This is a genomic window from Pontibacter populi (genome assembly GCF_040278685.1).
In the GTDB taxonomy this organism is placed as follows: Bacteria; Bacteroidota; Bacteroidia; order Cytophagales; family Hymenobacteraceae; genus Pontibacter; species Pontibacter populi.
The window spans coordinates 47,159-69,012 of the sequence record NZ_JBEOKT010000011.1 but is presented as its reverse complement, the minus strand read 5'-3'; the positions used below and the strand labels follow the sequence as shown (position 1 = coordinate 69,012).

Here is a 21,854-nt window from a genome sequence, read left to right as displayed (position 1 = left end):
AGCCGGGCAACCGTTTGCGAAGTCGCCTTGTCTTACCAGCAGAAACCACACGAATCAGGTTATGAAAAGAATTTTATCCAGATTTAAAGCTTTACAGGTGCTGGCATTTTTGCTGGTGCTGGGAGCGTGCGATACAGTTACAGAGGACGTTGTTCCCAGCTTTTTTAAAGAGTTTGCACTGTACCCCGATGAGATCTACACCTTTAACACCACCAGTGGCTTTATACTCAGACTCGACCCGCTGGCTAACGACAGCATTAAAGCTGAAGTAAATGTATCTTATAGTCAGCCGCTGCACGGCAGGTTGTTGCCTGATTTTGATGGCCCGGGAACAATGGGATATGTACCGGATGAAAACTTTTACGGTACCGATAGCCTGAACTATACTGTGTGTATAAGCAGCAAATGCCAGACAGAACTTATAAAAGTAATTGTAGAAGAGGTTATCGATCCGGCCACGTGCCAGACACAGTTAGTTGGTGAAACCCTGGAAACAACTGTTAACACAACCAAGCAACTCCGAATCTTTCTCAACGATATTGTTTGCTACAACGATACCTACGGTGGCACTTCTATCTATAGTCCGGTAAAAGGAACTTTCGAAACTATAGAATACTCCGGCAGCTACAAGAACACCATTTATGTATACATTCCGCCGAAGGATTACAGGGGTGAAGATTCTTTCCGGTACAGGGTATACACCAGCCTGGACCGGTCTACTTACCAGGAAATAACGGTACCTGTAACCATCAGATAAAATGCGCATTACCGGGTTAACGATTTATGCGCAATATGCTACAAAAGCCGCGGGTTATTGCCCGGGGCTTTTCCTGTTTCAATCTCCTGTCTGGTCTGTTTTAAAGGTTGAGCTATAGTTGCGAGGTAAGTGAGCACAGAAGAGGAAATAATAGCAGGCTGCAAAAAGGGAAAAGCATCTTTCCAGGAGAAGCTGTACGCGCTTTACTCCAGGCGGATGATGGCGGTGTGCCTGCGCTACACCGGGTCAAGGTTTGAGGCAGAAGACATCTTTCACGAGGCATTTGTAAAAGTATTTAAACATATCGACACCTATAACGGCGGATCTTTTGAAGGTTGGGTCAGGCGTATTTTTGTGAACACAGCCATTAACCACTACCACAAAAACCGCCGGCTGCTCGAACAACTGGACTATAGTACCGTGGAAGAAACGACCCCAACCGACGAGGACATTATAAGCCTTATTTCGGGGCAGGAACTCATGAATATTGTGAATCAACTACCGGAAGGTTATAAGCTTGTTTTTAACCTGTATGTAGTTGAGGGCTACAACCACCGCGAAATAGGAGAGATGCTGAACATTGCAGAAGGCACCTCCAAATCGCAGCTGGCAAAAGCAAAAAATCAACTAAAGAAATTGCTCCATAACTATTCGATCTCAGAAAATGCTGACTGATAAGGAAAAAGAAGAAATACGGCGCAAGTTGCTGGCCCTGGAAGAAGAGCCGCCTGTAAATGGCTGGAACAAAATAGCCGCAGAAATAAAACCGCCACGTAAGCCCCGCCCATTTTGGTGGCTGGCAGGTGCTGCCCTGCTCTTGCTCCTGGGCTCATTGGGTATCTATAAACTACTGGACAAAAACAACCGGCCAGCTATAGTTACTTCTGAAAACCTGGAAGCTAAGCAGGAAGAGAACAAGCCCGAACCTATAGTTGCTGACCTTGAAACTGGGAATTCAAATTCTGCTACAAAACATGGGACTAAGCCAGAGGCATCCAAAAATGCAGAAACGAAGCAAAGTGAAACGGAGAACTATAGTTACAAAAATTCTGATCAGGCTGATAATGAGAAGTTAACGGAACAGGAGAGAGGTTCATCCAGGGAAAAAGTTACTGGCCCGGCAAACCCGGTTCAAACCAGAAAACCAATCATTCCTATAGTTGTAGGTGCTGAGAAACCAAAAAATAAATACAACCGAAAAACGGTTAACCAGGAAAGTGGGAAAGCAGCAGCCGAGCCATCTATAACTATAGTTCCGGCTAATCCTGAACATCAACCCGAAACTATAGTTGCTGACAATGAGAGTAATACCGAGGACTTTTTAAACGCAAGAATGCCTGTGTTACTGCAAATCAATGGGTTTATGTTACCCGACTCCATGCATGTAGCCTTGCTGCCTGACTCTGTAGTAAAAGCAGTGACTGTTGCTGATACAGGCAAGGTGCAGGAGAGTAAGGAATGGTATATAGGAGTAACATTTGCACCGCGTTACGCTTTCAGAAGCTTTACGCCCACCGCCGCTGATGACGTTTACATTACAAAGCTGAACAACTATAAAAAGCTGGACCCGAAACGGATGGGCTATGAATTTGGACTGAATGTGGGTAAAAAGATAAGCCCGAAACTATACCTGGAAAGTGCCCTCTCGTTGATGCAGTTACAGGAGAATGTTTCGTACGCATTCACAAACGGCAAAGTAGATACGCTCCTGAAAAGCCGGACAAAAGACGGGTCGTACCAGGCCATTCCGGTTTATATTGAAGGCAGCAGGCAACTGGAAAGCACGTTCACTTACGGAGGGCTTCGGGTTGGGCTAAACTATTATTTCCTGGAGAGTAGCAGGAGCCGATATAATCTTACGTTTGCCGGTGGCGCCAACCTGCTGCTGAAAGGCCGTACCCGCGAGTACCTGAATGGCGAATTGAAAGAAACGAGCTCGTTCCCGTCAGAAGAGAATGTGCTGGAGCAGACAAACTATAACCTGCTGATAGGAGCCGGCTATAACCTGACCATCCGGAACAAATACGAACTGACGCTTATGCCAAGCCTTAACTACTTTTTGGGGTCAACTTTTAGCAAGCGCGAGCCATTTGGGTTAAAGCCTTATACACTCGGGGTTAGTGTTCAGCTAAAACGACGATTTGCTAACTAACAGTTGTGATGAAATTGAGTAAAGTGAACCCCGGCTTTGGTCGGGGTTTTTCTTTTAAAAAAAATGATGAAAATTTTAACTGCCGGGCAACGGTTTGCTTTCAGCCCCTGTCTTACCTGCAAAAGCTAACCAAATAAAACTATGAAAATTACCCATCTATTAATCCTGGCAGGCCTCAGCTTAACCGCTACTTTAACATCCTGCGAAAAAGAACACATTGCGCCTGTAACCCGGCCTGACCAGCCACCTGTGTCGCAGCCAACAACCCCTGCGCCTACAACGCCACCACCAACCACAACACCGCCTAATAACACACCACCCAATAACACGCCACCGCCTGTTACTACCAGCAGCCTGTTAACAGAAATGGGAACGCGCATATTAAAGTATGATACCCAGGGCAGGTTAATTGAAGTTGGTTACTCAGACCAGATGTACCTGGGCTATACGATAGTATATGAGGGCAACAAACCTGTAAGATTAAACTATAAAACCGGAGGCTGGGTGATCTACAGATACGAAGGCGACAAAGTAGTAGAGGCAACATCATATTACGGCGAAAACCTGGTTAACTACCACTACGACTTTGAATATGAAGGAGACAGAATGGTGAAAGAAACAACCATGAGCTATGCCAGGTCAGATGTAGGGCAGCTGGGCATTAGCAACTATAAGTATGATGCAAACGGCAACCTGACAGAAATATCGGTAAGATGGTCTACAAGCAATAAGCCTGAAGATCTGACCAACCCTTCCGTTATCACCTTTGGTGCCTACGACTCAAATCCAAACCCGGTGCCTTTGGCTTACGGTAATTACTACCTGCCAAATGTAAAGCTGTCTACAAACAACCCGGGCTACCGCGATGCCGGTCTGGGCAAAGAGTACTATAGTTATGAGTACCACGAGTCTGGAATGCCGGCGAAACGCACTACTACGCTGCAGGCTTTCCCGTATGCCCAGCCTTTCAGAGAGCAGTACACTTACAAGTAACAGTATCTTATAGTTTAAGCTTAAACCCGCCGGCCAAAACAGCTGGCGGGTTTTTTATTTGAAGTTATATTTCCTGGTTATAGTTGTCGGGTTGTTTATCCAGTTCTGTATCAACGTCAACTTTATATATAGTCATACGTTTATGGTCTAATGTAAACTTCAGTATATGAATGTATTATAAATCGGCTTATATGTTAAACCTATACAACTAAACACTCATGGACAGAATTTTAGGAAACTACAGTCCGCACCTTTATGCGGTACTTCGCATTGTGGCAGGGCTCCTGTTTGCCATGCACGGCACGCAAAAGTTATTTGGCTGGCCAGGTGGCGGCGACACCGCAGAGATTGCCTCGCTTATGGGACTTGCCGGTATCATTGAGTTTGTAGGTGGCCTGATGATCGCTATCGGGTTATTTACCAGTTGGGCTGCCTTTATAGCCAGTGGCGAGATGGCTGTTGCTTACTTTATGATGCACGCTGCTCAGAACACCTGGCCAATTCTGAACGGTGGCGAACTGGCGGTACTTTACTGTTTCCTGTTTTTGTATATGGCCGCGCGTGGCTCCGGAATCTGGAGCATAGATGCTGCCCGGCACCGGAGCACGGTAACGGATGCAGATGTGCATCGGCACCATGCCTGATACAGACCTTTAAAACTTTTCGCGTATAGTATAGTTTGTGTACGAACCAGTACAGTTGCTTTTAATTGGCAGCTATCCCGGTTCGTACATCTATTTTATCATTTTTGGAATCACAGCAAACTATACTTATGGCAGTTAACACATCATTCAACAAAACATTTACAATAGGCAACGACCTCACAGTTAATCGGATGGGCTTTGGTGCCATGCGCATTACCGGCGAGGGCATCTGGGGACCACCAAAAGACAAGGGCGAAGCTATTCGCGTACTGCAACGAACAGTAGAATTAGGCATAAATTTTATAGATACCGCCGATAGTTACGGTCCCAACGTGTCGGAAGAACTAATCGCGGAAGCACTTTATCCTTACCCTAAGGACCTGGTCATCGCTACAAAAGGCGGCCTTACACGCACCGGCCCGAATGTATGGCCTATTAACGCAGACCCCGATTATCTGCAGAGAGCTTTGGAAGGAAGTCTGGAACGATTGAAACAAGACCGCATAGACCTGTACCAACTGCACCGCGTAGACCCGCAAGTACCTTACGAGAAAACCCTGGAGTTTCTGCAGCGAGTGCAGGAAGAAGGACTGGTAAAGCACATCGGTTTATCGGAGGTTACTATAGACCAGATCAAAAAAGCGCAGGAGTACTTTAAAGTAGTGTCGGTACAGAACAAATACAGCGTCGATTTCCGGACGAAATGGGAAGAAGAACTGCAATACTGTGAGGCACAGGATATGGCGTTTATTCCCTGGAACCCGATAAATGCAGGCAATGTAGGAGCGATTGATAAGCTGACGAAGATCGGGAAAAAGTACGATGCCTCGGCACACCAGATAGCCTTAAGCTGGCTGCTGCACCACTCCCCGAACATCCTGCTGATACCGGGCACCTCAAAAGTAAAACACCTCGAAGAGAACTATAAAACCGCCTCCATTACACTCTCTGAAGAGGACTTGCAGGAGCTTAACAACATCAGGCAATCAGAGAAGTAACAGCTCAGATTATCAGAATACAACAAGGCCTCTGTAGCATAATGCTGCAGAGGCCTTTATGGTTATAGATTAGGTTACATAGTTAAGTGCAATTAAACTATAGTCTGACGCTTAAATACCAGTATATAAATATAGGATTATATTATAAAAATACAATTTATGCAACTTTGATACTTTAGATTAGTATCTACCTAAACATAATTTGCATGCTTACCTGTCCAACATTTACCTGGTGCTGGGCTTTTGTGGCATTTAAAATAATGTATACGTCCCATATAAACTGAAAACAAACTTATGCTGGCAATGAACTACCGGGGCCCGAAAAGGGTCCGAATTGAACAAAAACCAATGCCCGAAATTTTGCATCCCGAAGATGCTATAGTTAGGGTATTACGCTCCTGCATCTGTGGGTCTGACCTGCACTTATATAACGGCAACGTACCTGATACCCGCGTAGGTACTACCTTCGGGCACGAATTTGTAGGCGAAATAGTAGAAGTTGGCTCTGAAGTTACAAAGGTAAAAGTAGGCGATAATGTGCTGGTGCCTTTTAACATTTCCTGCGGCCGCTGCGCTTTCTGTAAACAGGAACTGTATGGTAACTGCCACGAGGCTAATCCTGAGGCAACAGCCGTAGGTGCTATTTATGGTTACTCGCACACCGCTGGTGGTTACCATGGCGGGCAGGCCGAATATGTGCGCGTGCCTTATGCCAACGTGGGCCCAACTGTCATTCCGCCGGGCATGGACCTGGATGATGCCGTGCTACTGACAGACGTGGTGCCAACCGGTTACCAGGCTGCCGAGATGGGCGGCATACAAAAAGGAGATACCGTGATGGTGTTTGGTGCCGGTCCGATTGGTATTATGGCAGCAAAATGTTCGTGGTTGTTTGGTGCCGGTCGCGTGATCATTATCGACAAAGAAGAATACCGCCTGGAGTTTGCACGCAACTACGCTCAATGCGAAGCTTACAACTTTGAGGAGATAGGCGACATGGCCGTATTTGCCAAGAAAACCACAGACTCGCTTGGGGCTGATGTATGTATAGATGCCGTTGGTGCCGAAGCTGCCGGTAACGCCATGCAGACTATAACCGGTAGAAAATTGCTGTTACAGGCAGGCTCGGCTACTGCCTTGCACTGGGCTATAAATTGTGTTAAGAAAGGCGGTATCGTATCTATAGTTGGGGTGTATGGCCCGACTGATAACCTGGTGCCAATTGGAAACGTGCTGAACAAAGGGCTTACGATACGTGCAAACCAGGCTTCGGTAAAACGCCTGCTGCCACGGCTTATCGAGCATGTGCAGAATGGCATAATCAACCCGAAAGCTTTGATCACTCATCGTTTACCACTGGAAGAAGTTGCCGAAGGATACCGCATGTTCGCTAATAAACTGGACAACTGCATTAAGCCGGTTCTTATTCCACCATCAGCCAAAATTTAAAGAAACTATTATGGAAGATAACAGACCTTTGGAAGAAAATATACCTTTCGAAAATAACAGAGGCCCTGCCGACCACTCACATATTAAAGGCTGGGGCATAGATGCGGATCCGAAAAATGATCCTACTTATCCGATGAAAAAGCGGACCAACGAGGAACATAAAGGCTATACCTGGGATCGTCCAGCGCAGCAACCTATTAGCATGGAGATACTCCATTCTACGGAGCGCCCGAACGTGACAGCTGTTTTTGGTACTGCCGCACCGCTTAGAGGGCTAAGTGGAGCGATCAGGAGAATGGCTTTTAAACGTAGCGAAAACGAGTACAGCCACTGGTTACCGCTCATCCTGGCCGACCGTGTAGATATGGTAGAAGGTATTATTGATGACTTTAAGCACGGTAAAATACCGAACATATTTGCAGAAAAAGGCTACATAGCCGACTGGAACCACAATAAATCCGGGCTGCTGGCAAGGGTAGCTATTGTAGCTGGAATTACGGCTGCCGTAGTATTACTGGTACGTAGCAACAACCGCGATTAGTTTTACAAAACTGACAACTAACCAGAAGGCAACTATAGTTTTATAGTTGCCTTTTTAATTTTAGCGTCTCTGTAAATCACCATTCCATTTCGTCCTCTTCATCTTCCTCTTCCTCGAAATCCTCCCCTTCAAAATCATCGGGCTTCTCAAAAGTAAACTCCTCTTCGTCCGCTTCTTCAACCCCGGTTATTCCGGCCTTCTGCAACAGGCTGTCAACTATAGTTTGCTGTGCTGGTTCGTATATCAGTTCGCCGCGTAGCAGGAACCTGTTGGCATCCAGCAGCACTTCGTAAATAGGGGTATGTATGTGTTTGGGTATCTTGTATAGTCGCGGGTCATTTTTAGCGAAGGGTGTCTCAACTTTAGAGCTGAACAGGTAGGGTATAAGTGTTTTAGAACAACTTATGGCAATGCGGTTCACATCGTGAGCTTCAAAGTACTCCTGCAGCCTGCCGTTTATATTCTCAAAAAACTCTAACGTTTCGCCTAACCGCACCCTTGATCCGGCCCTTGATTTACCTTTTGTTTTCAGGTATTTTATCTGGCTTTTTCCTTGCTTTTTCCGCACCATATACGACCTGAAAACCTTGTGATTCCGGTTTACGCCATCCTCAAAATACCCCAACGCACAGTTACCCGATTGTATCAGCAAAATCACATAGTTTATCCGTGTCTTAGCTATAGTTTGTTCTTTTATTGGGGCTGGTAAGGTAATTGGCAACCGGAAATAGAGCTGTTCGTCTCCATGCTCATCCAGTAAAGTAAGCCGGTGCTTCTCAGGGTCGTACTCCGTTCTGATGCCTGATTGCTGTATGGTTCGGAGTAAGTCGGCTGCTTTATCTTTGGGCAGAAAACGGTTCATAGGTAATAGGTAGTTTGCGTGCAGTTGAGTAGCAAGTTCGCGAAAAGATCCAGAACTATAAAAAGCTATTGTCAGGGTTACAGCAGGAGCACTAACATAGGAATCGCCTTATAACAGAACAGGTGCGAACTATACGTCCGCACCTGCTAAGTTTTAACCTTAATTACGTTTGGGGTTATTATTAGTCCCTTACGAATTTGTAAGTGTATACTCCTTTTTTAGAGGTCGTTTTTTCACTGTCAGGCACATTGTGCGGGAAACCAGCCCAGTCTTCTTCATCTTCCCAGATCATAACCGAATCCGACATCTCTTTTACCAGCCAGTCAGTTGTAACGCTGCCCTGTGTAAGCTGTATGTAGTTCGGGTTATCTTTATCCGGGAAAGTATAGTTCCAGACGTCTTTCACATTGCTGCCCGGTAGGGTAACAGTCATTTTTGTTCCATCGAATTTGAAGTAAGCCTCCACATTCATAGAGTCCTGATACATGATCGTATCATTTATGCTATAATAAACTCTTTTCTGGAAAGTGTTGGTCCAGTCGCCTCTCATATCAGCATCAACTTCTGATACCGGTGGTGGAGGAGTTGGCTCACCTTCGTCGTCGTTGCAAGAGCTTAAAGATAAAAGTGCGAGTAAAGGCAGTAGCAATAGCTTTTTCATAATATTTTTAATTGATAAGGATGATAGGTTTAACTGATTTCATGCACGAATTGACCGTAGAGGATATTTGAAAGAGCTGTGATAGCGTAAAGTATCAATTCTCTTAAAGCTACGCTTCGACCCGGCTATGGTTTCAAAATTGCGTACATGTTCAGTTAATGTTCATACTGTTTTAATTCAGATATAGGTATAACGGAATTTAGTTTAACGGGTTACCGAAAAATGTGTGTTACAGCTATAGAAAATTTCGAGGAAGCGTGGAATTAGAAAAGTAATTTTTGTAATTAGCTTATTTGTAGTGTGTTATTGGTTTGTAGGTGCAGTGTTAAAATTTTAGCAACTGATTTTAGACTACATTTTAAATTTGATTTAAGCTACGGATAATTGTATTTTTATAGTATCGGGATAAACAGTTATATCTTGAGTCGATAAGCCTCCGGCAGCGTACTTTCAGACCTGGAAGTCCTGAAGAGTTTTAATATGCAACCAACAAGGGATGTCTCAAAAACTATAAACCTACAGAAGTTCCTGCCTATAGGTTCAGCCACTGGTTTTGGCCTTGCGCTATAGTTGCGAACGAACTGCGTGCAGGCAGGTTCAGGAAAGGATAGGTAACTTTAGAAAGGTACAGGCCCTGCGGGTAAGCAGGCGCTAAATGTTTGGGGGCAGTTTCGCAGCGGAGATAGCTCTCAAATTCAGCTACAGCTAATGCACCTGTGCCTATTTTCAGCAACTGGCCCACTATAATGCGGATCATCCGGCTCAGGTACCTGTTCGCCGAGATATGAAATCGCATCCTGTCGCCACTTTCGCTGATGAACCACCGGGCTTCGGTTACATAACAAATAGTATTGTCCTGATCGGCAGGCGTGAGGCAAAGTTTCCGGTAGTCATTGAAATGCGGAAGCAGGGCGGTAGCTGCTTTCATGGCTTCCAGGTTCAGGTCGGGCAGCAGGTAAAGCGAACTTCCGTTACTCAGAAAAGGGTCTTTGTAGGTATGGATAAAGTAATCATAGCTTCTTTGGGTGGCATCGAACCGTGCGTGTTGCAGGCCATCCATCGGTATGATATCAAATACGGCAATAGCATCAGGCAACACCTTGTTTAACCGGAACAGCATGTCAAACTCCCACGGCTGATCCACATCTACATGAAAGAAGAACTGGCTGGCATGCACACCGGCATCGGTGCGGCCGCAGCCAACTATAGCTACAGGCCTTTTAAGTATAGTTGAAAGACAGCCTTCCACCACTTGCTGCACACCCAGCCCATACGGGTGTCGTTGCCAGCCATTATAGTTGGTGCCGTTGTAACCGATATGGAAGAAGTAGCGCAAGGTATTGAGGTAAAAATGAACGTGACAAGATAAGCATCTTCAGGTAACTATAACACTATTGTAAAGACCGGAAATATAACCACAAGCCTGTTCAGTCGTTTAAAAAAGGAAACAAACCTATATAATAACTATGAACAGACAAGAAAGAGACCGCTACGATTACGGAAGCTATGATGACTATCGCAACGATGCAAACTATCATAGCGCGCAAAATTTAACAGATGAATTTGAGCGGCACTACCGCCATGAAATGGGCCAGCAATACGATGACCGCAGCCAGTACGACAGGGTGCACTCGTACCACGAAGGCAACATGGGCGATGCCTATGAAAGACGTCAGCAGTCAGAAAACAACTATAGAGGCAATTCAGATTACCGCCAGAACGACCAGAACTGGAACAACGACCGCGACAGGCTGAGCAACTACCGTAGCAACTACAACAACTATCGCGGCATGGACCGAAACGACACCATGGACGACAACCGGAACCTGCGCGGCAACATTCGGGAAGGCTATGGTGTATCTGACTACGAAGGTACATCTGACCGATACAATACCCTGAACAGTAACCAGTACAGCAGCGGCAGAAGTAACGACCGTTCTTATAACTCTGGTTCGCGCGACCAAGACCGTGGTTCCCGTTTCAGTGGAGCTATGGGAGAGTCAGGCATACATTCCGACCGTGGCATTCCGAACTATAGTAACAGCAGCTTTGAAGACGATTATGGTTCTGTGGGCAGCAACTATGGTAGCCGAAGCTATAGCAGTGACTCAGACTATGCAGATAGACAACGTGGCGATTCGTTCCGAAACCGGAACTATGGTTCCGCACCTGGTAATTATGGAGGTTATGGCTCCTCAGACAACCTTTCTTCTATCGAACGCGACGATACCAGCTATAGCCGAAACTCCGGAAGAAGCTATAGAGATGATGACAGGTATTAAATATAAGTAACTGTAAAAGAAACAGCCGCTGCCAATTGGTAGCGGCTGTTTTTATTTCTTCTCGTAATCATCTCCCCGCAGGAGCAGCATACTATCCTGCTTCACTTTTATAATGCCACGCTTTGGCCTGTCCAGGTCTATTACAATAAACACGACCAGGCATATCAGGAAGGTCATCATCATGGCAGGTAAGGTAGTTCGTTTCTTCCCCAGTCCGCTGGCGTATCCCATCATTGCCCCCGACATTATAAAAACTATGAACAGCAAGTAAAGGATAACTTCCGGCACGTGCAGCGACAACAAGGCATTCCGTTTTCCATAAGCATCTATCATTTCATTCAGGGCACTTATAAAATATCCTGTCGTAACAGATCTCGGGTCTATGCGGGCTGCTTTCACGGCATTTATCCAGATATCCGTCTGCAGTTTCCGGGTTGCTTTATCCAGGCTTTCCTGTTCCGATATCAGGGCATTTTGGGTGTTGCTAACCTGTAGCCGGAGAATGATGTATTGCTGTAACTGGTCGTAGGTGATCGAGTCGTAAGGCTCGGGGAGGAGGTTGGTGCGCAGCAGGGCTGTGCCTATCGTATTCGATTCTGTTATCACGGCTTCGCTGCGGTTATTAAAACGCTGCACCGCCATGTTAAACGTGAAGCCCAGTATAAGCGCCAGCAAGCCAAGAGTGCCGGCCTGTATGGTGTTGGTGTGTGTCTTTACGTCCGGGTCTGTTTTGGTTTGGTAATAATGGCCCAGCCGGTAGCCTGCCTCGTTCGCAAGCAAGATCATCACAAACAAAATAGCAACAATCAGGATACTGTTCTGGTCATACATGATCTCTCGTGAAAAGTCCATTAACACTACACTATAAACGTCGTAAGCTACTATTGCCCAAAGGCTTTTGCTGTATACGATAGCGAAAGTATTTAGAGTAATACCCTGTTGAATTGTTCTTTATGCGTTAACTATAAGCCATCATTATAAGTAGTAAATGAAACTATGGAACAGGACAAACAATTGAGGGAACATTTGATAAAAATGATGTGCGGAGGGCAGGCTTTCCGGACGCAGCAGGAGTTGCTGGAAGGACTGACAGCAGAAGAAGCCGGAAGAAAAGTAGAAGGCTTACCTTACACAATATGGCAGTTACTGGACCACCTGCGTTTTACACAACATGATATCCTTGATTTTAGCCGGAATCCGGATTACCAGGAACCCGCCTGGCCCGATGACTACTGGCCTGAAGCAACATCGCCTGAAGACGAAGCCCACCTGCAGCAAACGCTTGACAGCCTCGCCACTGACCTGGAAGAAATGATACAACTGGTACAGGACCCAGCCAACGATCTGTTCAGACCATTTCCGCACGGCACAGGACAAACCTTATTGCGCGAAGCCATGCTGGTTGCCGAACACAATGCCTACCACCTCGGTCAGATTGTCCTGCTACGTAGGTTGTTTCATAAACTATAGTTGGCATAGTAAGAAATTTACGCTGGCCCGGGTCTACTGACTCAATATGAAACGACGCTGTCCTTTAAGTGACAGTTCTGCAACAGCTATAGTTGTAAGTATCGTTCTATAGTAAGGTCCTGTCCATTGGGTTACAGAATGTAGAGACGCAATTTTTTGCGTCAATTTCCAGTTGTGTAAATCCTGAACTATAAACTACAGACAATCCATGGGCTAATGCCTGTAATGACAAAGAAGGAACTATAACTTGCCCTGCCACACATCTCTGCTTACCTTTAGGCAACATACCGGCAAAGCAATTATGCTGATTGCCCGTTAGGATGTAACTATATCGCCCGATACTGCGTGCTAAAGCTCCTGAACATTACACTATGGAAAACTCTGTACAACTGAACATACCCCTTACCATTTCTTACGCTGCCCTGGAGAGTGTACTGCAACAACAGCTGGTCGGTATGTATATTCCTCAACCCGAAGAAGGTGTCACTACAAACCCCTATGCGCAGGTGCAGGATGTTGGAATAACGGGGAGCAGGGCAGGAGTGCACAACTTACAATTACGGGTACAGCTTAATATACTGCGCACGGTCCTGAAACGGGACAATGTAGACCTTTACGCTTCGGTGTCGCTGGCTTACGACAATGCCACCCAACAGGTATATGTGCAGCAGTTCTCGATGGAGTCAGCTACTACAAGTGGGTTTTACAACACGGCCCTGGAGGTACTGGTAAACAAAGTTGCCTATAACCAGATCATTGAAAAAGCCAGAGTGGATGTTAAGGATATTATCGCGAAAGAGCTGGAAAAAGTGAACAGCCAGTTGGAGCAGGGCCTGGAGCTGAAAGGACTGAAACTAAAGGGTGCCGTTGAGGCGGTAACCGTGCAGGATATTGACCCTAAACCAGACCGGCTTACATTACGAGTGCTGGCACAAGGTAACCTGGAAATTAAAGTAGAAGATGTCTCCGGATTTTTGCCTTCGGTAGTAATATAATCAATCATACTTCACTTTGGTTAGGCTGGCGCCAGTTACAGCCCAAATTACTACTCACAAAAAAGGCACGAACTATAAGCCCGTGCCCTTTTCCCAACTTTAGTTGTCAGCAACTTACGGAAGCCGCGGATTGCGTGGTGCAAAAATACCATCCGGGTTGTTCAGGCCTATCCAAACGTGTAAGGTCCATACGCTGAATTCAGAGTTTAGTGCCCAGACATCCGCATCTCCGGTATAGCCTTCCGGGGCAGGCGGAGGGTTTTTCAGATCATCAACTTTCATGGCATACTCAACTGCTACCAGGCGCAGGCCACCATTTGGTGATGGTGCGTACACCAAAACTTCCGGACGGGTCAGCTCAAACTCGTAGTCCAACAGCTCAGGATACAGATAGTGATATCCCATGCGGCTACGATACCCTGTAAACTCATCATAATACCCGTCTGCTATGGCTTTATCTATGTCATGATAACGGGCAACAGCTGCCCGTAGCATTGCTATTTCCTGTAGCGTAACATGCGACATTCCGTGCCGGGCTTCAGATACCTGTTCATCAGCCATTAATCCCTGTGGCTCTACTTCGTCCTGCTGCATGTCGCAACCCATCAGGAAAGTAATCAAAACCAACATACAAGCTATAGTTGGCTTCATAAATTGTAACATCTGTTCTTTCATAGTTTTACTATTAAGTGGATATAAATTGAAATAATTGTAGCGAACTGTATCAGCCAGGTGCGGGGTGAAAGATGGCTGAAGAGCAAAGTGGCAGCAAGCCGGATGTAATGCTTCTGCGAAAACTGTCCGGAACAGGATTTAATCAGAGGGATATCCAGGATTTAGCTGCAAACAGGGTATATGCTGCAGCAATAGATCGGGTACAAGAAGTTAGAAAGGGTTACTTCAGGAAGTATATTAGAAATTCTACGCTGTTATTTTAATAATGGATGAATAAAAAGACAAATTATTGTTGATTTAATGCATTTTACTATGCCTTTATTAATTGGCCTTAGTATTTGGAACAGCCAAAAATTGCGTGAACTATAGTTGCCGGTGAAATCAACGACTTCTCCTGACACCTCCATTACACTCTCCCACATTTGCCTGGTCTAAACTTATCGTTCATATTTAAAAACTGCTTATAAGAAACGAGACACAAAAACATAGTAGGAATGAGGCTTTAATTGTGCCTGAAATTCATCAAAACAACACCTGTGTAAGTATAGCTTTTTTAGTATAATTGTATTTTGGATCAGTGACCCTTATATGAAGAAGTTATACTTTTTGTTGTTGAGTGCCGGCTTGTTTGTAAGCTGTGATAAAGAAAATGTGTCTCCGGATATTACGTATCCATCTACTTACAAGACCATCAGGTTTTATAACACCACTCCCGTTATTATGTATACCAGTGGGGGGCAAGTGAAAGATCAGGCCAGGGTAAATGCTTTTGCAGACAGGTACAGTGACTGGTACTTCCTGGAAAATAAGGAACAGGCGCCATCCTCTGAGCAATATCTTAAATTGCTGTCGGCTGAAGAAGCGGAAAGTAGCAGCAATGGTACAACCAATAGTTTGGATGTGCACAAGGAAGGCGACCTGTTTGTGTTTACCTCTAAAACAGAAGGTACGGTAACCGTAACTACAGGCAGCGCGCACTTCAGGGATGTGCAGTTTGCTGTTTCAAAGTACAAGCCTGTTATAACAGAATGGCAGCAACTTGCACCGGCAACCGGGTATGCCTACACGTACAAAACAAAGAACAGGTTCTACGCACACCTGAAGAACAAAGAGCTGCAATTACCCCGCATGTTCATCACCCTCAAAAGTACCAACGGCAGTACTATAACATCGGCTACATCAAACGTTTTCGATGCTGCGGGCCTGACTGAACTTAACGCAGGAGATACCCTGATCGTGCAGTCGTTTATTAATGCGGCCGTAAAGCAGTAGGTTAGTTTCAGCAGAAAGTTATTATTGCTGTAGGTAGAGCTGCATGCAACTGGAAAGGTATGCATTACAAGCTCTCGCCAGCGAGAAATTAGCTTTGATGTAATTATAGGATTTACTCCTGCGCCGACCTCTCTACCATCCGGATAGGAAGGTCTTTCTGGTAATCGTATAGTTTGATCTCCTGTATATTGGCCGGAAGTCCGAAGCCATGCTCCAGTAGCGCTTTGGTAACGGCCTGCATGATACTGCCTTTTAATAGCACAACTCCTTTTTTATAATCATCGGTTTCGGCCCAGAAAAATACCTTGATATTTAATGTGTTTGTCCCAAGCTCATTTACAGTGGCATAGGGAGGGTCTTCACGTAAAACGCCTTCTACACCCAGCGCTGTTCTTTCTATCAGGTCGATGGCGTCCTGTGCATTGTCGTTGTAATCGATGCCAACTATAAAATCCATCCGGATACGGCCGTTTTTGGTAAGGTTCGTTACTGTTGAGCTTAGCACTTTGGCATTAGGAATGAACACATCGCGGCTATCGAAGGTGAGGAGGTGGGTCGTGCGCAGTTGCAGGTCTTTTACCTTGCCAATGGTATCTTCTATTTCTATCGTATCGTTTATCTCGAAAGGCCTGTTAAAGGCAAGTATAAGACCGGCCAGGAAATTTTCGGCAATGTCCTTGAAAGCAAAGCCGATCACAAATGCCGATAAACCTGCGCTCGCCAGCAAGCCGCCCGCTACTCCGCTCAGCCCCAGTGCCTGTAAGCCCAGCAATAAACCAATAAAAATGATGACCCACCGGGCAACCATGGCAATGTACCTGCCAGTTATTGCGTCATGCGATTTGGAAGTTAGTCTGCCTTCGAGCAGGTTTTTAATCTTACCGGCCAGCCACACGGCCAGAATAAAAATGACGATGGTGATCAGGATGTTCGGTATCAGGAACAGGAACCTTTCCCAGTAGTGGTTGAGGACCGTGATCAGGTCAGTTGTGGAGTTGCTAATGCTTTCTTGCATATACAGGGTATTTGGTTTGAGATGCAGATACTGTAGGCTATGCAATTTTGTGGTTTGCGTGCGTGTGTACCTGTTTTCCATTAACGGCAGCATGTGCTTACAGTTGCAGCAGGTGTATTACATTGGTTTTAGGTTAGCACGTTGGTTTTCCATCTGCTTTGGCCTGATCACCTGTTGCACTGGTATAACAATTACAAACTATAGCTCTTTGTTGTTTTAGCGTTTGCTGATGCAGGCTTAATGCTGAAGCATTACTTGTGCAGAAAGTGTAGCTGCGTAGAAAGTCAAGTGCTGTTAAATCATGGCAGCAGTACAAAGTAACTTCAGGAACAGTGTTCAGGTACAAGTTTAGCAAACGCTACGATACCATGAAGACCTACCACCTGTTCCTGTTGCTTTTCCTGTTTTTCTATGTTGGCAGTACTACTATCGTCTTTGCCCAGGAAGAGGAAGAAGACGAGCCGGGGTTGCAGCAGCTGATACAGGAATTCTCGTTTACGGAAGCTGTGTATCTGCAGGAGCGCCGCGAAGTACAGGCTACGTTAAGTTATTTCCGGACTGAATTTGATATACAGGTGGGTAACTCGCTGAGCCTGGACCTGGAGTACGGCATCACAGATTGGATACAGGTGTCTGCGGAGTTAGAGAACAACCTGCTACAAGGCACAGACAGAAATTATACTTCGCACCGCCTGGAAATGGGCACCATGGTTCGGATCTTTAACTCTCCCCGGCAGGCAGCAACCTTTGCATTGGAAGTTGAATTTCCGCTCAATAAACCTGACATAGTTGTAGAAGGAGTAGAAGAGGACGAATTGTCATATTCGCCTTCGTTGCGCTATGCCCGGCAGTTTGGCAATACACAGCTGCACCTGAGTGGCGGCACCGAATTACAGGCAGATGAAACGAGCTGGTTTTATAGTGCTGCTGCGGTATACGGAACCGGGCGCTGGCACCCGCTTATAGAGATAACAGGCACCTACCAGGAATCCGCAGACTGGTATGCAGGTACCGGAATTGCCATTAATCATTTACGTGGCTGGGAAATAATAGCCGGTGTACGTCGCAGCCTTAACCGCCCCGACTGGGATGCATCGCTCAGGGTATTGTATGAGTTTACACTTGGAAACGAGTAACGGCCAGTTAGTTAAACTCCCCAACTAAACACGCTAAGCAAAAGGTGTAGCCTATAAACAAATACCCTGAGTTGCTGGTAAGCATACTGAATCTAACTTTAAAACAAATGCTATGGCACAGACAGACTTTGATAAAGAAGCGCGCGAACAGATTTATAAGGATTTTAAAGAAGCCGTTAACATGACGCCTTCGGAGCTGGAGAAATGGCTGAAAACCGACGAGTCCAAAGAAGTAGGTTACAAGGAAGATGATGACAGCGAGTCGGTAGGGCATGAGTCGGGGAGGAAGATCATACAGATACTGCACAAGAAGAAAGCCGACTTAACCGATCAGGATTACGCCCACATGCGGAAGGTAGTGGGTTACGTGCACCGGCACACCGCACAGCGCCCTTCCGGCAACATAGACGATACGCCCTGGCGCTATTCCCTTAAAAACTGGGGCCACGAACCCAAAAAGCAGTAAGTAGATTACAGTTAGCGAAAACTAAACTTAGCTTTTCATTTGCTTGATGTATTCTTTTATCTGCACACACTTGTCAATCAGGTAGCCAATGTCTGAACTATATAGTATCATCTACATGATGGGAGCTTTTCGGAAGAGATAAAGTGTTCGTTGGTGTAAAACATCCCCCTACCCCCTTCAAAGGGGGACATGCACAGCGCGAGTACTTTAAACTATAGATACACTTGCTACTTGACTCCCTACAAAGCAGAAAGTATAAATTACCAATAGCAGAAAAAATGTCCCTCTTGGGGGTAGGGCATGACTTACACCTGCGGACATTCTACACCTGCAAAGACCTCCTGCTATCAGGACAAAGCGGCTTCAGGCTGTGTAGTTTCTCTTTTTCTTCTTGCCCCCAAGAAAAGCCTTACAACCAGGAGCAGCGCCTCAACCAGTACCAGCAAAGCCAGAAGGGGTTCGGCAAAAATTATTACTCTCCCAAGCGTCAGAACAATCATCGTCACAAAGGGCAAGGTCAGTAGTACCACATCAAGCTTATCCTGAACGCCTTTACGGATAATAGTTAGGGCAAACGTTGAGAAGGCTAGTACGGCAAACAGATTGGTGAGCACCAGGTTAAAGGAAGCAGCTGCCATCGCGAGGAAACAAAAGGCTAAGCCCAGCCAACTGAACATATTCTGCCCGATCTGGTCTATTCGTGTCGGTTTGATTTTGAAAGCTGTGTTGGCCTGCAGCAAAAACCTGAATTTGGGGTACTCCATGGCCAGCAGTGAAAGGTTGAGCAGCAACAGTACAGCGTTGATGCTTGGTGTGCCCGCCCATTGCTGCGAGATCGTTACAGCAAGTATGGATATGTTCATGGGCACCAGCATAACGGCACCCAGCAAACTAAACCGCTGCGAGAGCAGCAGCGCACCACACACCACCTGGCTTACGGCTACTACCTGCGCAAACAGGCCCAAACCGTATTCTGCCAGCCGTTCCTCCAGCCAGGGCGGCCCTATTATTTGTCCGAAGTTGCCGTGGGTAAGTTTGCAGATACCGGCAGAGAGAAAAATGTAGCCTAAAAAAATACGGATCAGGAGTGCGAGCAGGTCTTTATTCTTCAGCATAGTTTTATAGTGTTGGTAGCGTGTGTATTTTATATATGTAGGCAAACAAACATTTTTACCTGCACATAAAAATAAATTAGACCAACACCCGGAAGAACACTGCTAACACAAGATGAATCAGATAGTTTGAGAGATTTTGCTCCTGCCATTAACGCAGCCGTATTCCAGTCGTATCTGCATCTATAAAAGCAGAGTCGCTCAGGAAGCGGACGCTTCGCAGATCTGCGCCGCGCAGGCTGGCATTTTTCAGGTTTACGCCACGCAGGTTGGCACCTCTTAGATCAGTGCTGTCCAGCACAGCGTCTTCGAAGTTAGCGTTTATCAGGATGGTATTTTGCAGGTCTGCACCGCGTAGCACAGCACCGCTTAAGTCGGCACCTACTAAAATGGTAAACGTGAACCTGGCGTTTGTAAGATCGGCATCAAATAACTTCACACCCCGCATGTCGGCCAGCGACAGATCGGCGTCTCTTAGCTTTGCCCCATTCAGGTCGGTACTGTCTAACTTGGCAAACTGGAAGGTAGCACCGCTCAGGTCTGCCGCAGGGAAAAAGGCATGGCTTAACCTGGCCTCATTTAAGTTGGCTCTACGCAGGCTGGCTCCGTTCACGAACGCACGACTTAAATTAGTGAAAGTTAGGTCGGCCCTGTCTAGTTTGCTGTTTCGGAGCCAGGCACCTTCCAGGTCTGAGTTAGCTAGTTTTGCGGCTGTAAAATTGGCGCTGTCCAGCACGGCTTTGTTCAGTTCGGAATTGGTGAGAGTGGTGTGGCTCAGGTTTGCCTTTGCCAGCTTTGCATTCGATAGGTCGGCTCCGTATAAGTTAGCCCCTTGCAGGTCAATACCCTCAAAAAAGCCATACTCCCCGTTAAAGCCCCTGAGATCAACGCCTTCCTGGCGCAGGAACAGCAAAGCCTCCATGCGGCCGCCCCCTTTTTCGTAAAGTACAGCCCAGTTCTCGCGAATGGAGGCATTCCGGCGTGTGGGTGCCTCCCAAAACCAGCCAATAATAGCTACCAATATAGCCAGCTTGCCCACATACTTCAGAAGCTTAAATACAGCCAGGTGGCTCATCCAGTAAGTGAGCCAGTTCATTCCCCACTCCATCCACAGAAACGGAGCTTTCAACATAGAACCAGTTACTGGTTTGGAAGGCTTCTGGATCTTATTGCTCATAGGGGAGAAGCAGTTTGCTTATAGTATGTATACTTCCTGATAGAGAGACAGTTGTTATAGAAGTATATAATATTGATTGGGGGATTTGGGCTGATAGGGAAAGGCAGTAACTTGAACCGCTCGTATGTTAATAGTACAGCTGGGTGGGAGCTAAGGCACGAGCTGTAAGACCGTGCCAGCGGATGGTTTGGTAAATCAAAACAACTCCATACTATTTACACCTTAAAGCTCCTGTTTCAGTGAGTTAGGAAAAAATTAATCAAAAATATTATACGCAACCGATTAGTTGCACGTATATTGGCAAACAAACGGTTGCACATTTTAATACAGAAATGAGAAGAGATGTTTTCCAAGCGATAGCAGACCCTACCCGAAGAGCCATTATTGGGTTGATTGCCTTGCAGGCGATGACGCCGAATGCCATAGCCGAACATTTTGACACCAGCAGGCAAGCTGTTTCAAAGCACCTGCAGATACTTGTAGAGTGCGAGCTTGTAAAACAGGAACAGCAGGGGCGCGAAATTTACTACCAGCTGGAGGTTGCTAAAATGAAAGAGATTGACAAATGGCTGGAACAGTTCCGTAAGATCTGGGAAGACCGCTTTAACCAACTCGACACTATATTTTCTAACATAAAACAAAATAAGCCATGAAACACGACCTTGCATTTGAGTTCTCCGTGAACAAGGATAACAAAACGATCACCGTTAAAAGAGAGTTTGCAGCTGAGCTCCCGCTTGTGTGGGATGCTTACACAAAAAGCGAGATACTGGACCAGTGGTGGGCGCCTAAACCATGGAAATCGCGCACCAAATCGATGGACTTCAGAGAAGGTGGCTACTGGCACTATGCCATGGTTGGTCCGGAAGGGGAAGAGCATTGGGGATTAACTAATTACAAGACCATTGATCCTAAAAAGCGCTATACCGCGCTGGATGGTTTTGCAGATGCCGAAGGAGTGGTAAACACAGAAATGCCGCAATCGAAGTGGGAGGTAAGCTTTACACCTAAAGAGGAGGTTACCTTAGTAGTGAACCTGATCACATTCGATGACCTGGCACAGCTCGAAACTACCATCCAGATGGGCTTTAAAGAAGGCCTGACTATGGCAATGGAAAATCTCGATCAAATACTGGCTGCTCAGAAACAGGAGGCTTAAGGTCTGTAAGCTGCAGAAAAGAAATCACATTTAATAGC

The 21,854-nt window shown here is 46.0% G+C and carries 24 protein-coding genes; 16 read left to right on the top strand and 8 right to left on the bottom strand.

Annotation, left to right across the window (positions count from 1 at the left end; genetic code table 11):
* Nucleotides 1-61: 61 nt before the first annotated feature.
* The 8 genes from ABS362_RS13050 to ABS362_RS13015 all read left to right on the top strand — a co-directional run bounded on the left by ABS362_RS13050 (nucleotide 62) and on the right by ABS362_RS13015 (nucleotide 7,534).
* Nucleotides 62-757, top strand: coding sequence for an Ig-like domain-containing protein (locus ABS362_RS13050; RefSeq protein WP_350412941.1), 696 nt, complete (start codon nucleotides 62-64; stop codon nucleotides 755-757).
* 129 nt (nucleotides 758-886) lie between these two features.
* Nucleotides 887-1,432, top strand: coding sequence for an RNA polymerase sigma factor (locus ABS362_RS13045; RefSeq protein ID WP_350412939.1), 546 nt, complete (start codon nucleotides 887-889; stop codon nucleotides 1,430-1,432).
* Nucleotides 1,422-2,909: a hypothetical protein gene (locus ABS362_RS13040; protein WP_350412938.1), complete on the top strand. Its 1,488-nt coding sequence runs from the start codon at nucleotides 1,422-1,424 to the stop codon at nucleotides 2,907-2,909. The genes ABS362_RS13045 and ABS362_RS13040 overlap by 11 nt, the downstream gene beginning before the upstream one ends.
* A 141-nt stretch (nucleotides 2,910-3,050) precedes the next feature.
* Nucleotides 3,051-3,902 (top strand): hypothetical protein, encoded by an 852-nt coding sequence (locus ABS362_RS13035; protein WP_350412937.1) that lies wholly within the window; start codon nucleotides 3,051-3,053, stop codon nucleotides 3,900-3,902.
* Between the two features lie 218 nt (nucleotides 3,903-4,120).
* A complete protein-coding gene (locus tag ABS362_RS13030; protein ID WP_350412936.1) occupies nucleotides 4,121-4,546 on the top strand; it encodes a DoxX family protein in 426 nt (141 codons plus the stop codon).
* A gap of 128 nt (nucleotides 4,547-4,674) precedes the next feature.
* Entirely contained in the window at nucleotides 4,675-5,544 is an 870-nt protein-coding gene (locus ABS362_RS13025; RefSeq protein WP_350412934.1) for an aldo/keto reductase, read from the top strand.
* Nucleotides 5,545-5,838: 294 nt separating this feature from the next.
* Nucleotides 5,839-6,993: a zinc-dependent alcohol dehydrogenase gene (locus ABS362_RS13020; RefSeq protein ID WP_350412932.1), complete on the top strand. Its 1,155-nt coding sequence runs from the start codon at nucleotides 5,839-5,841 to the stop codon at nucleotides 6,991-6,993.
* A 10-nt stretch (nucleotides 6,994-7,003) separates the two neighbouring features.
* Nucleotides 7,004-7,534 (top strand): hypothetical protein, encoded by a 531-nt coding sequence (locus tag ABS362_RS13015; protein ID WP_350412931.1) that lies wholly within the window; start codon nucleotides 7,004-7,006, stop codon nucleotides 7,532-7,534.
* Nucleotides 7,535-7,610: 76 nt separating this feature from the next.
* Here the strand turns inward: ABS362_RS13015 and ABS362_RS13010 are convergent, their stop codons facing one another.
* The 3 genes from ABS362_RS13010 to ABS362_RS13000 form a co-directional block, all read right to left on the bottom strand.
* Nucleotides 7,611-8,396 carry a hypothetical protein gene (locus ABS362_RS13010; RefSeq protein ID WP_350412929.1) on the bottom strand — a complete coding sequence of 262 codons (786 nt, stop codon included), beginning with the start codon at nucleotides 8,394-8,396 and terminating at the stop codon, nucleotides 7,611-7,613.
* Nucleotides 8,397-8,577: 181 nt separating this feature from the next.
* Complete coding sequence (locus tag ABS362_RS13005) at nucleotides 8,578-9,057, bottom strand: hypothetical protein (protein WP_350412928.1); 480 nt, start codon at nucleotides 9,055-9,057, stop codon at nucleotides 8,578-8,580.
* 532 nt (nucleotides 9,058-9,589) lie between these two features.
* Entirely contained in the window at nucleotides 9,590-10,393 is an 804-nt protein-coding gene (locus ABS362_RS13000; RefSeq protein WP_350412927.1) for a tRNA pseudouridine synthase A, read from the bottom strand.
* A gap of 130 nt (nucleotides 10,394-10,523) precedes the next feature.
* Here ABS362_RS13000 and ABS362_RS12995 point away from each other — a divergent pair, with 130 nt between their 5' ends.
* Nucleotides 10,524-11,339 (top strand): hypothetical protein, encoded by an 816-nt coding sequence (locus ABS362_RS12995; protein WP_350412926.1) that lies wholly within the window; start codon nucleotides 10,524-10,526, stop codon nucleotides 11,337-11,339.
* 51 nt (nucleotides 11,340-11,390) lie between these two features.
* Here ABS362_RS12995 and ABS362_RS12990 read toward each other — a convergent pair whose 3' ends face one another.
* A complete protein-coding gene (locus tag ABS362_RS12990) occupies nucleotides 11,391-12,191 on the bottom strand; it encodes a bestrophin-like domain (protein WP_350412924.1) in 801 nt (266 codons plus the stop codon).
* A 144-nt stretch (nucleotides 12,192-12,335) separates the two neighbouring features.
* On the opposite strand from ABS362_RS12990, the gene ABS362_RS12985 reads away from it, so the two are divergent.
* Both ABS362_RS12985 and ABS362_RS12980 read left to right on the top strand, forming a co-directional pair.
* A complete protein-coding gene (locus ABS362_RS12985) occupies nucleotides 12,336-12,809 on the top strand; it encodes a DinB family protein (RefSeq protein WP_350412922.1) in 474 nt (157 codons plus the stop codon).
* 371 nt (nucleotides 12,810-13,180) lie between these two features.
* Nucleotides 13,181-13,804: a DUF4403 family protein gene (locus ABS362_RS12980; RefSeq protein ID WP_350412921.1), complete on the top strand. Its 624-nt coding sequence runs from the start codon at nucleotides 13,181-13,183 to the stop codon at nucleotides 13,802-13,804.
* Nucleotides 13,805-13,918: 114 nt separating this feature from the next.
* On the opposite strand, the gene ABS362_RS12975 is transcribed toward ABS362_RS12980, so the two are convergent.
* Nucleotides 13,919-14,479, bottom strand: coding sequence for a hypothetical protein (locus ABS362_RS12975; protein ID WP_350412920.1), 561 nt, complete (start codon nucleotides 14,477-14,479; stop codon nucleotides 13,919-13,921).
* A gap of 588 nt (nucleotides 14,480-15,067) precedes the next feature.
* Between ABS362_RS12975 and ABS362_RS12970 the strand changes: the two genes are divergently transcribed.
* Nucleotides 15,068-15,751, top strand: coding sequence for a hypothetical protein (locus ABS362_RS12970; RefSeq protein ID WP_350412919.1), 684 nt, complete (start codon nucleotides 15,068-15,070; stop codon nucleotides 15,749-15,751).
* A 112-nt stretch (nucleotides 15,752-15,863) separates the two neighbouring features.
* Here the strand turns inward: ABS362_RS12970 and ABS362_RS12965 are convergent, their stop codons facing one another.
* The gene (locus ABS362_RS12965; RefSeq protein WP_350412917.1) at nucleotides 15,864-16,766 is read right to left on the bottom strand and encodes a mechanosensitive ion channel family protein; all 903 of its coding nucleotides are present in this window, start codon (nucleotides 16,764-16,766) and stop codon (nucleotides 15,864-15,866) included.
* 368 nt (nucleotides 16,767-17,134) lie between these two features.
* Here ABS362_RS12965 and ABS362_RS12960 point away from each other — a divergent pair, with 368 nt between their 5' ends.
* The gene (locus ABS362_RS12960) at nucleotides 17,135-17,902 is read left to right on the top strand and encodes a hypothetical protein (RefSeq protein ID WP_350412916.1); all 768 of its coding nucleotides are present in this window, start codon (nucleotides 17,135-17,137) and stop codon (nucleotides 17,900-17,902) included.
* A gap of 112 nt (nucleotides 17,903-18,014) precedes the next feature.
* Nucleotides 18,015-18,368: a DUF3140 domain-containing protein gene (locus ABS362_RS12955; RefSeq protein ID WP_350412915.1), complete on the top strand. Its 354-nt coding sequence runs from the start codon at nucleotides 18,015-18,017 to the stop codon at nucleotides 18,366-18,368.
* A 347-nt stretch (nucleotides 18,369-18,715) separates the two neighbouring features.
* On the opposite strand, the gene ABS362_RS12950 is transcribed toward ABS362_RS12955, so the two are convergent.
* Together ABS362_RS12950 and ABS362_RS12945 are read right to left on the bottom strand one after the other, a co-directional pair.
* Nucleotides 18,716-19,483, bottom strand: a complete 768-nt coding sequence (locus tag ABS362_RS12950; RefSeq protein WP_350412914.1) for a DoxX family membrane protein — start codon at nucleotides 19,481-19,483, stop codon at nucleotides 18,716-18,718.
* 148 nt (nucleotides 19,484-19,631) lie between these two features.
* Nucleotides 19,632-20,657: a pentapeptide repeat-containing protein gene (locus tag ABS362_RS12945; RefSeq protein ID WP_350412913.1), complete on the bottom strand. Its 1,026-nt coding sequence runs from the start codon at nucleotides 20,655-20,657 to the stop codon at nucleotides 19,632-19,634.
* Between the two features lie 332 nt (nucleotides 20,658-20,989).
* Here ABS362_RS12945 and ABS362_RS12940 point away from each other — a divergent pair, with 332 nt between their 5' ends.
* Nucleotides 20,990-21,310, top strand: a complete 321-nt coding sequence (locus tag ABS362_RS12940; RefSeq protein ID WP_340325790.1) for an ArsR/SmtB family transcription factor — start codon at nucleotides 20,990-20,992, stop codon at nucleotides 21,308-21,310.
* Complete coding sequence (locus ABS362_RS12935; protein ID WP_350412912.1) at nucleotides 21,307-21,816, top strand: SRPBCC family protein; 510 nt, start codon at nucleotides 21,307-21,309, stop codon at nucleotides 21,814-21,816. Before ABS362_RS12940 ends, ABS362_RS12935 begins: the two co-directional genes overlap by 4 nt.
* The last annotated feature ends 38 nt before the right edge of the window (nucleotides 21,817-21,854 follow it).

Bases quoted from the DNA above. Each gene is read 5' to 3' on its own strand.
- ABS362_RS13020 (WP_350412932.1), top strand. From the start codon at position 5,839: ATGCTGGCAATGAACTACCGGGGCCCGAAAAGGGTCCGAATTGAACAA.
- ABS362_RS13040 (WP_350412938.1), top strand. From the start codon at position 1,422: ATGCTGACTGATAAGGAAAAAGAAGAAATACGGCGCAAGTTGCTGGCC.
- ABS362_RS13030 (WP_350412936.1), top strand. From the start codon at position 4,121: ATGGACAGAATTTTAGGAAACTACAGTCCGCACCTTTATGCGGTACTT.
- ABS362_RS13035 (WP_350412937.1), top strand. From the start codon at position 3,051: ATGAAAATTACCCATCTATTAATCCTGGCAGGCCTCAGCTTAACCGCT.
- ABS362_RS12995 (WP_350412926.1), top strand. From the start codon at position 10,524: ATGAACAGACAAGAAAGAGACCGCTACGATTACGGAAGCTATGATGAC.
- ABS362_RS13015 (WP_350412931.1), top strand. From the start codon at position 7,004: ATGGAAGATAACAGACCTTTGGAAGAAAATATACCTTTCGAAAATAAC.
- ABS362_RS12940 (WP_340325790.1), top strand. From the start codon at position 20,990: ATGAGAAGAGATGTTTTCCAAGCGATAGCAGACCCTACCCGAAGAGCC.
- ABS362_RS12960 (WP_350412916.1), top strand. From the start codon at position 17,135: ATGAAGACCTACCACCTGTTCCTGTTGCTTTTCCTGTTTTTCTATGTT.
- ABS362_RS12980 (WP_350412921.1), top strand. From the start codon at position 13,181: ATGGAAAACTCTGTACAACTGAACATACCCCTTACCATTTCTTACGCT.
- ABS362_RS12955 (WP_350412915.1), top strand. From the start codon at position 18,015: ATGGCACAGACAGACTTTGATAAAGAAGCGCGCGAACAGATTTATAAG.
- ABS362_RS13005 (WP_350412928.1), bottom strand. From the start codon at position 9,057: ATGAAAAAGCTATTGCTACTGCCTTTACTCGCACTTTTATCTTTAAGC.
- ABS362_RS13025 (WP_350412934.1), top strand. From the start codon at position 4,675: ATGGCAGTTAACACATCATTCAACAAAACATTTACAATAGGCAACGAC.
- ABS362_RS13050 (WP_350412941.1), top strand. From the start codon at position 62: ATGAAAAGAATTTTATCCAGATTTAAAGCTTTACAGGTGCTGGCATTT.
- ABS362_RS12965 (WP_350412917.1), bottom strand. From the start codon at position 16,766: ATGCAAGAAAGCATTAGCAACTCCACAACTGACCTGATCACGGTCCTC.
- ABS362_RS12970 (WP_350412919.1), top strand. From the start codon at position 15,068: ATGAAGAAGTTATACTTTTTGTTGTTGAGTGCCGGCTTGTTTGTAAGC.
- ABS362_RS12935 (WP_350412912.1), top strand. From the start codon at position 21,307: ATGAAACACGACCTTGCATTTGAGTTCTCCGTGAACAAGGATAACAAA.
- ABS362_RS13010 (WP_350412929.1), bottom strand. From the start codon at position 8,396: ATGAACCGTTTTCTGCCCAAAGATAAAGCAGCCGACTTACTCCGAACC.
- ABS362_RS12975 (WP_350412920.1), bottom strand. From the start codon at position 14,479: ATGAAAGAACAGATGTTACAATTTATGAAGCCAACTATAGCTTGTATG.
- ABS362_RS12985 (WP_350412922.1), top strand. From the start codon at position 12,336: ATGGAACAGGACAAACAATTGAGGGAACATTTGATAAAAATGATGTGC.
- ABS362_RS12950 (WP_350412914.1), bottom strand. From the start codon at position 19,483: ATGCTGAAGAATAAAGACCTGCTCGCACTCCTGATCCGTATTTTTTTA.
- ABS362_RS12990 (WP_350412924.1), bottom strand. From the start codon at position 12,191: ATGGACTTTTCACGAGAGATCATGTATGACCAGAACAGTATCCTGATT.
- ABS362_RS12945 (WP_350412913.1), bottom strand. From the start codon at position 20,657: ATGAGCAATAAGATCCAGAAGCCTTCCAAACCAGTAACTGGTTCTATG.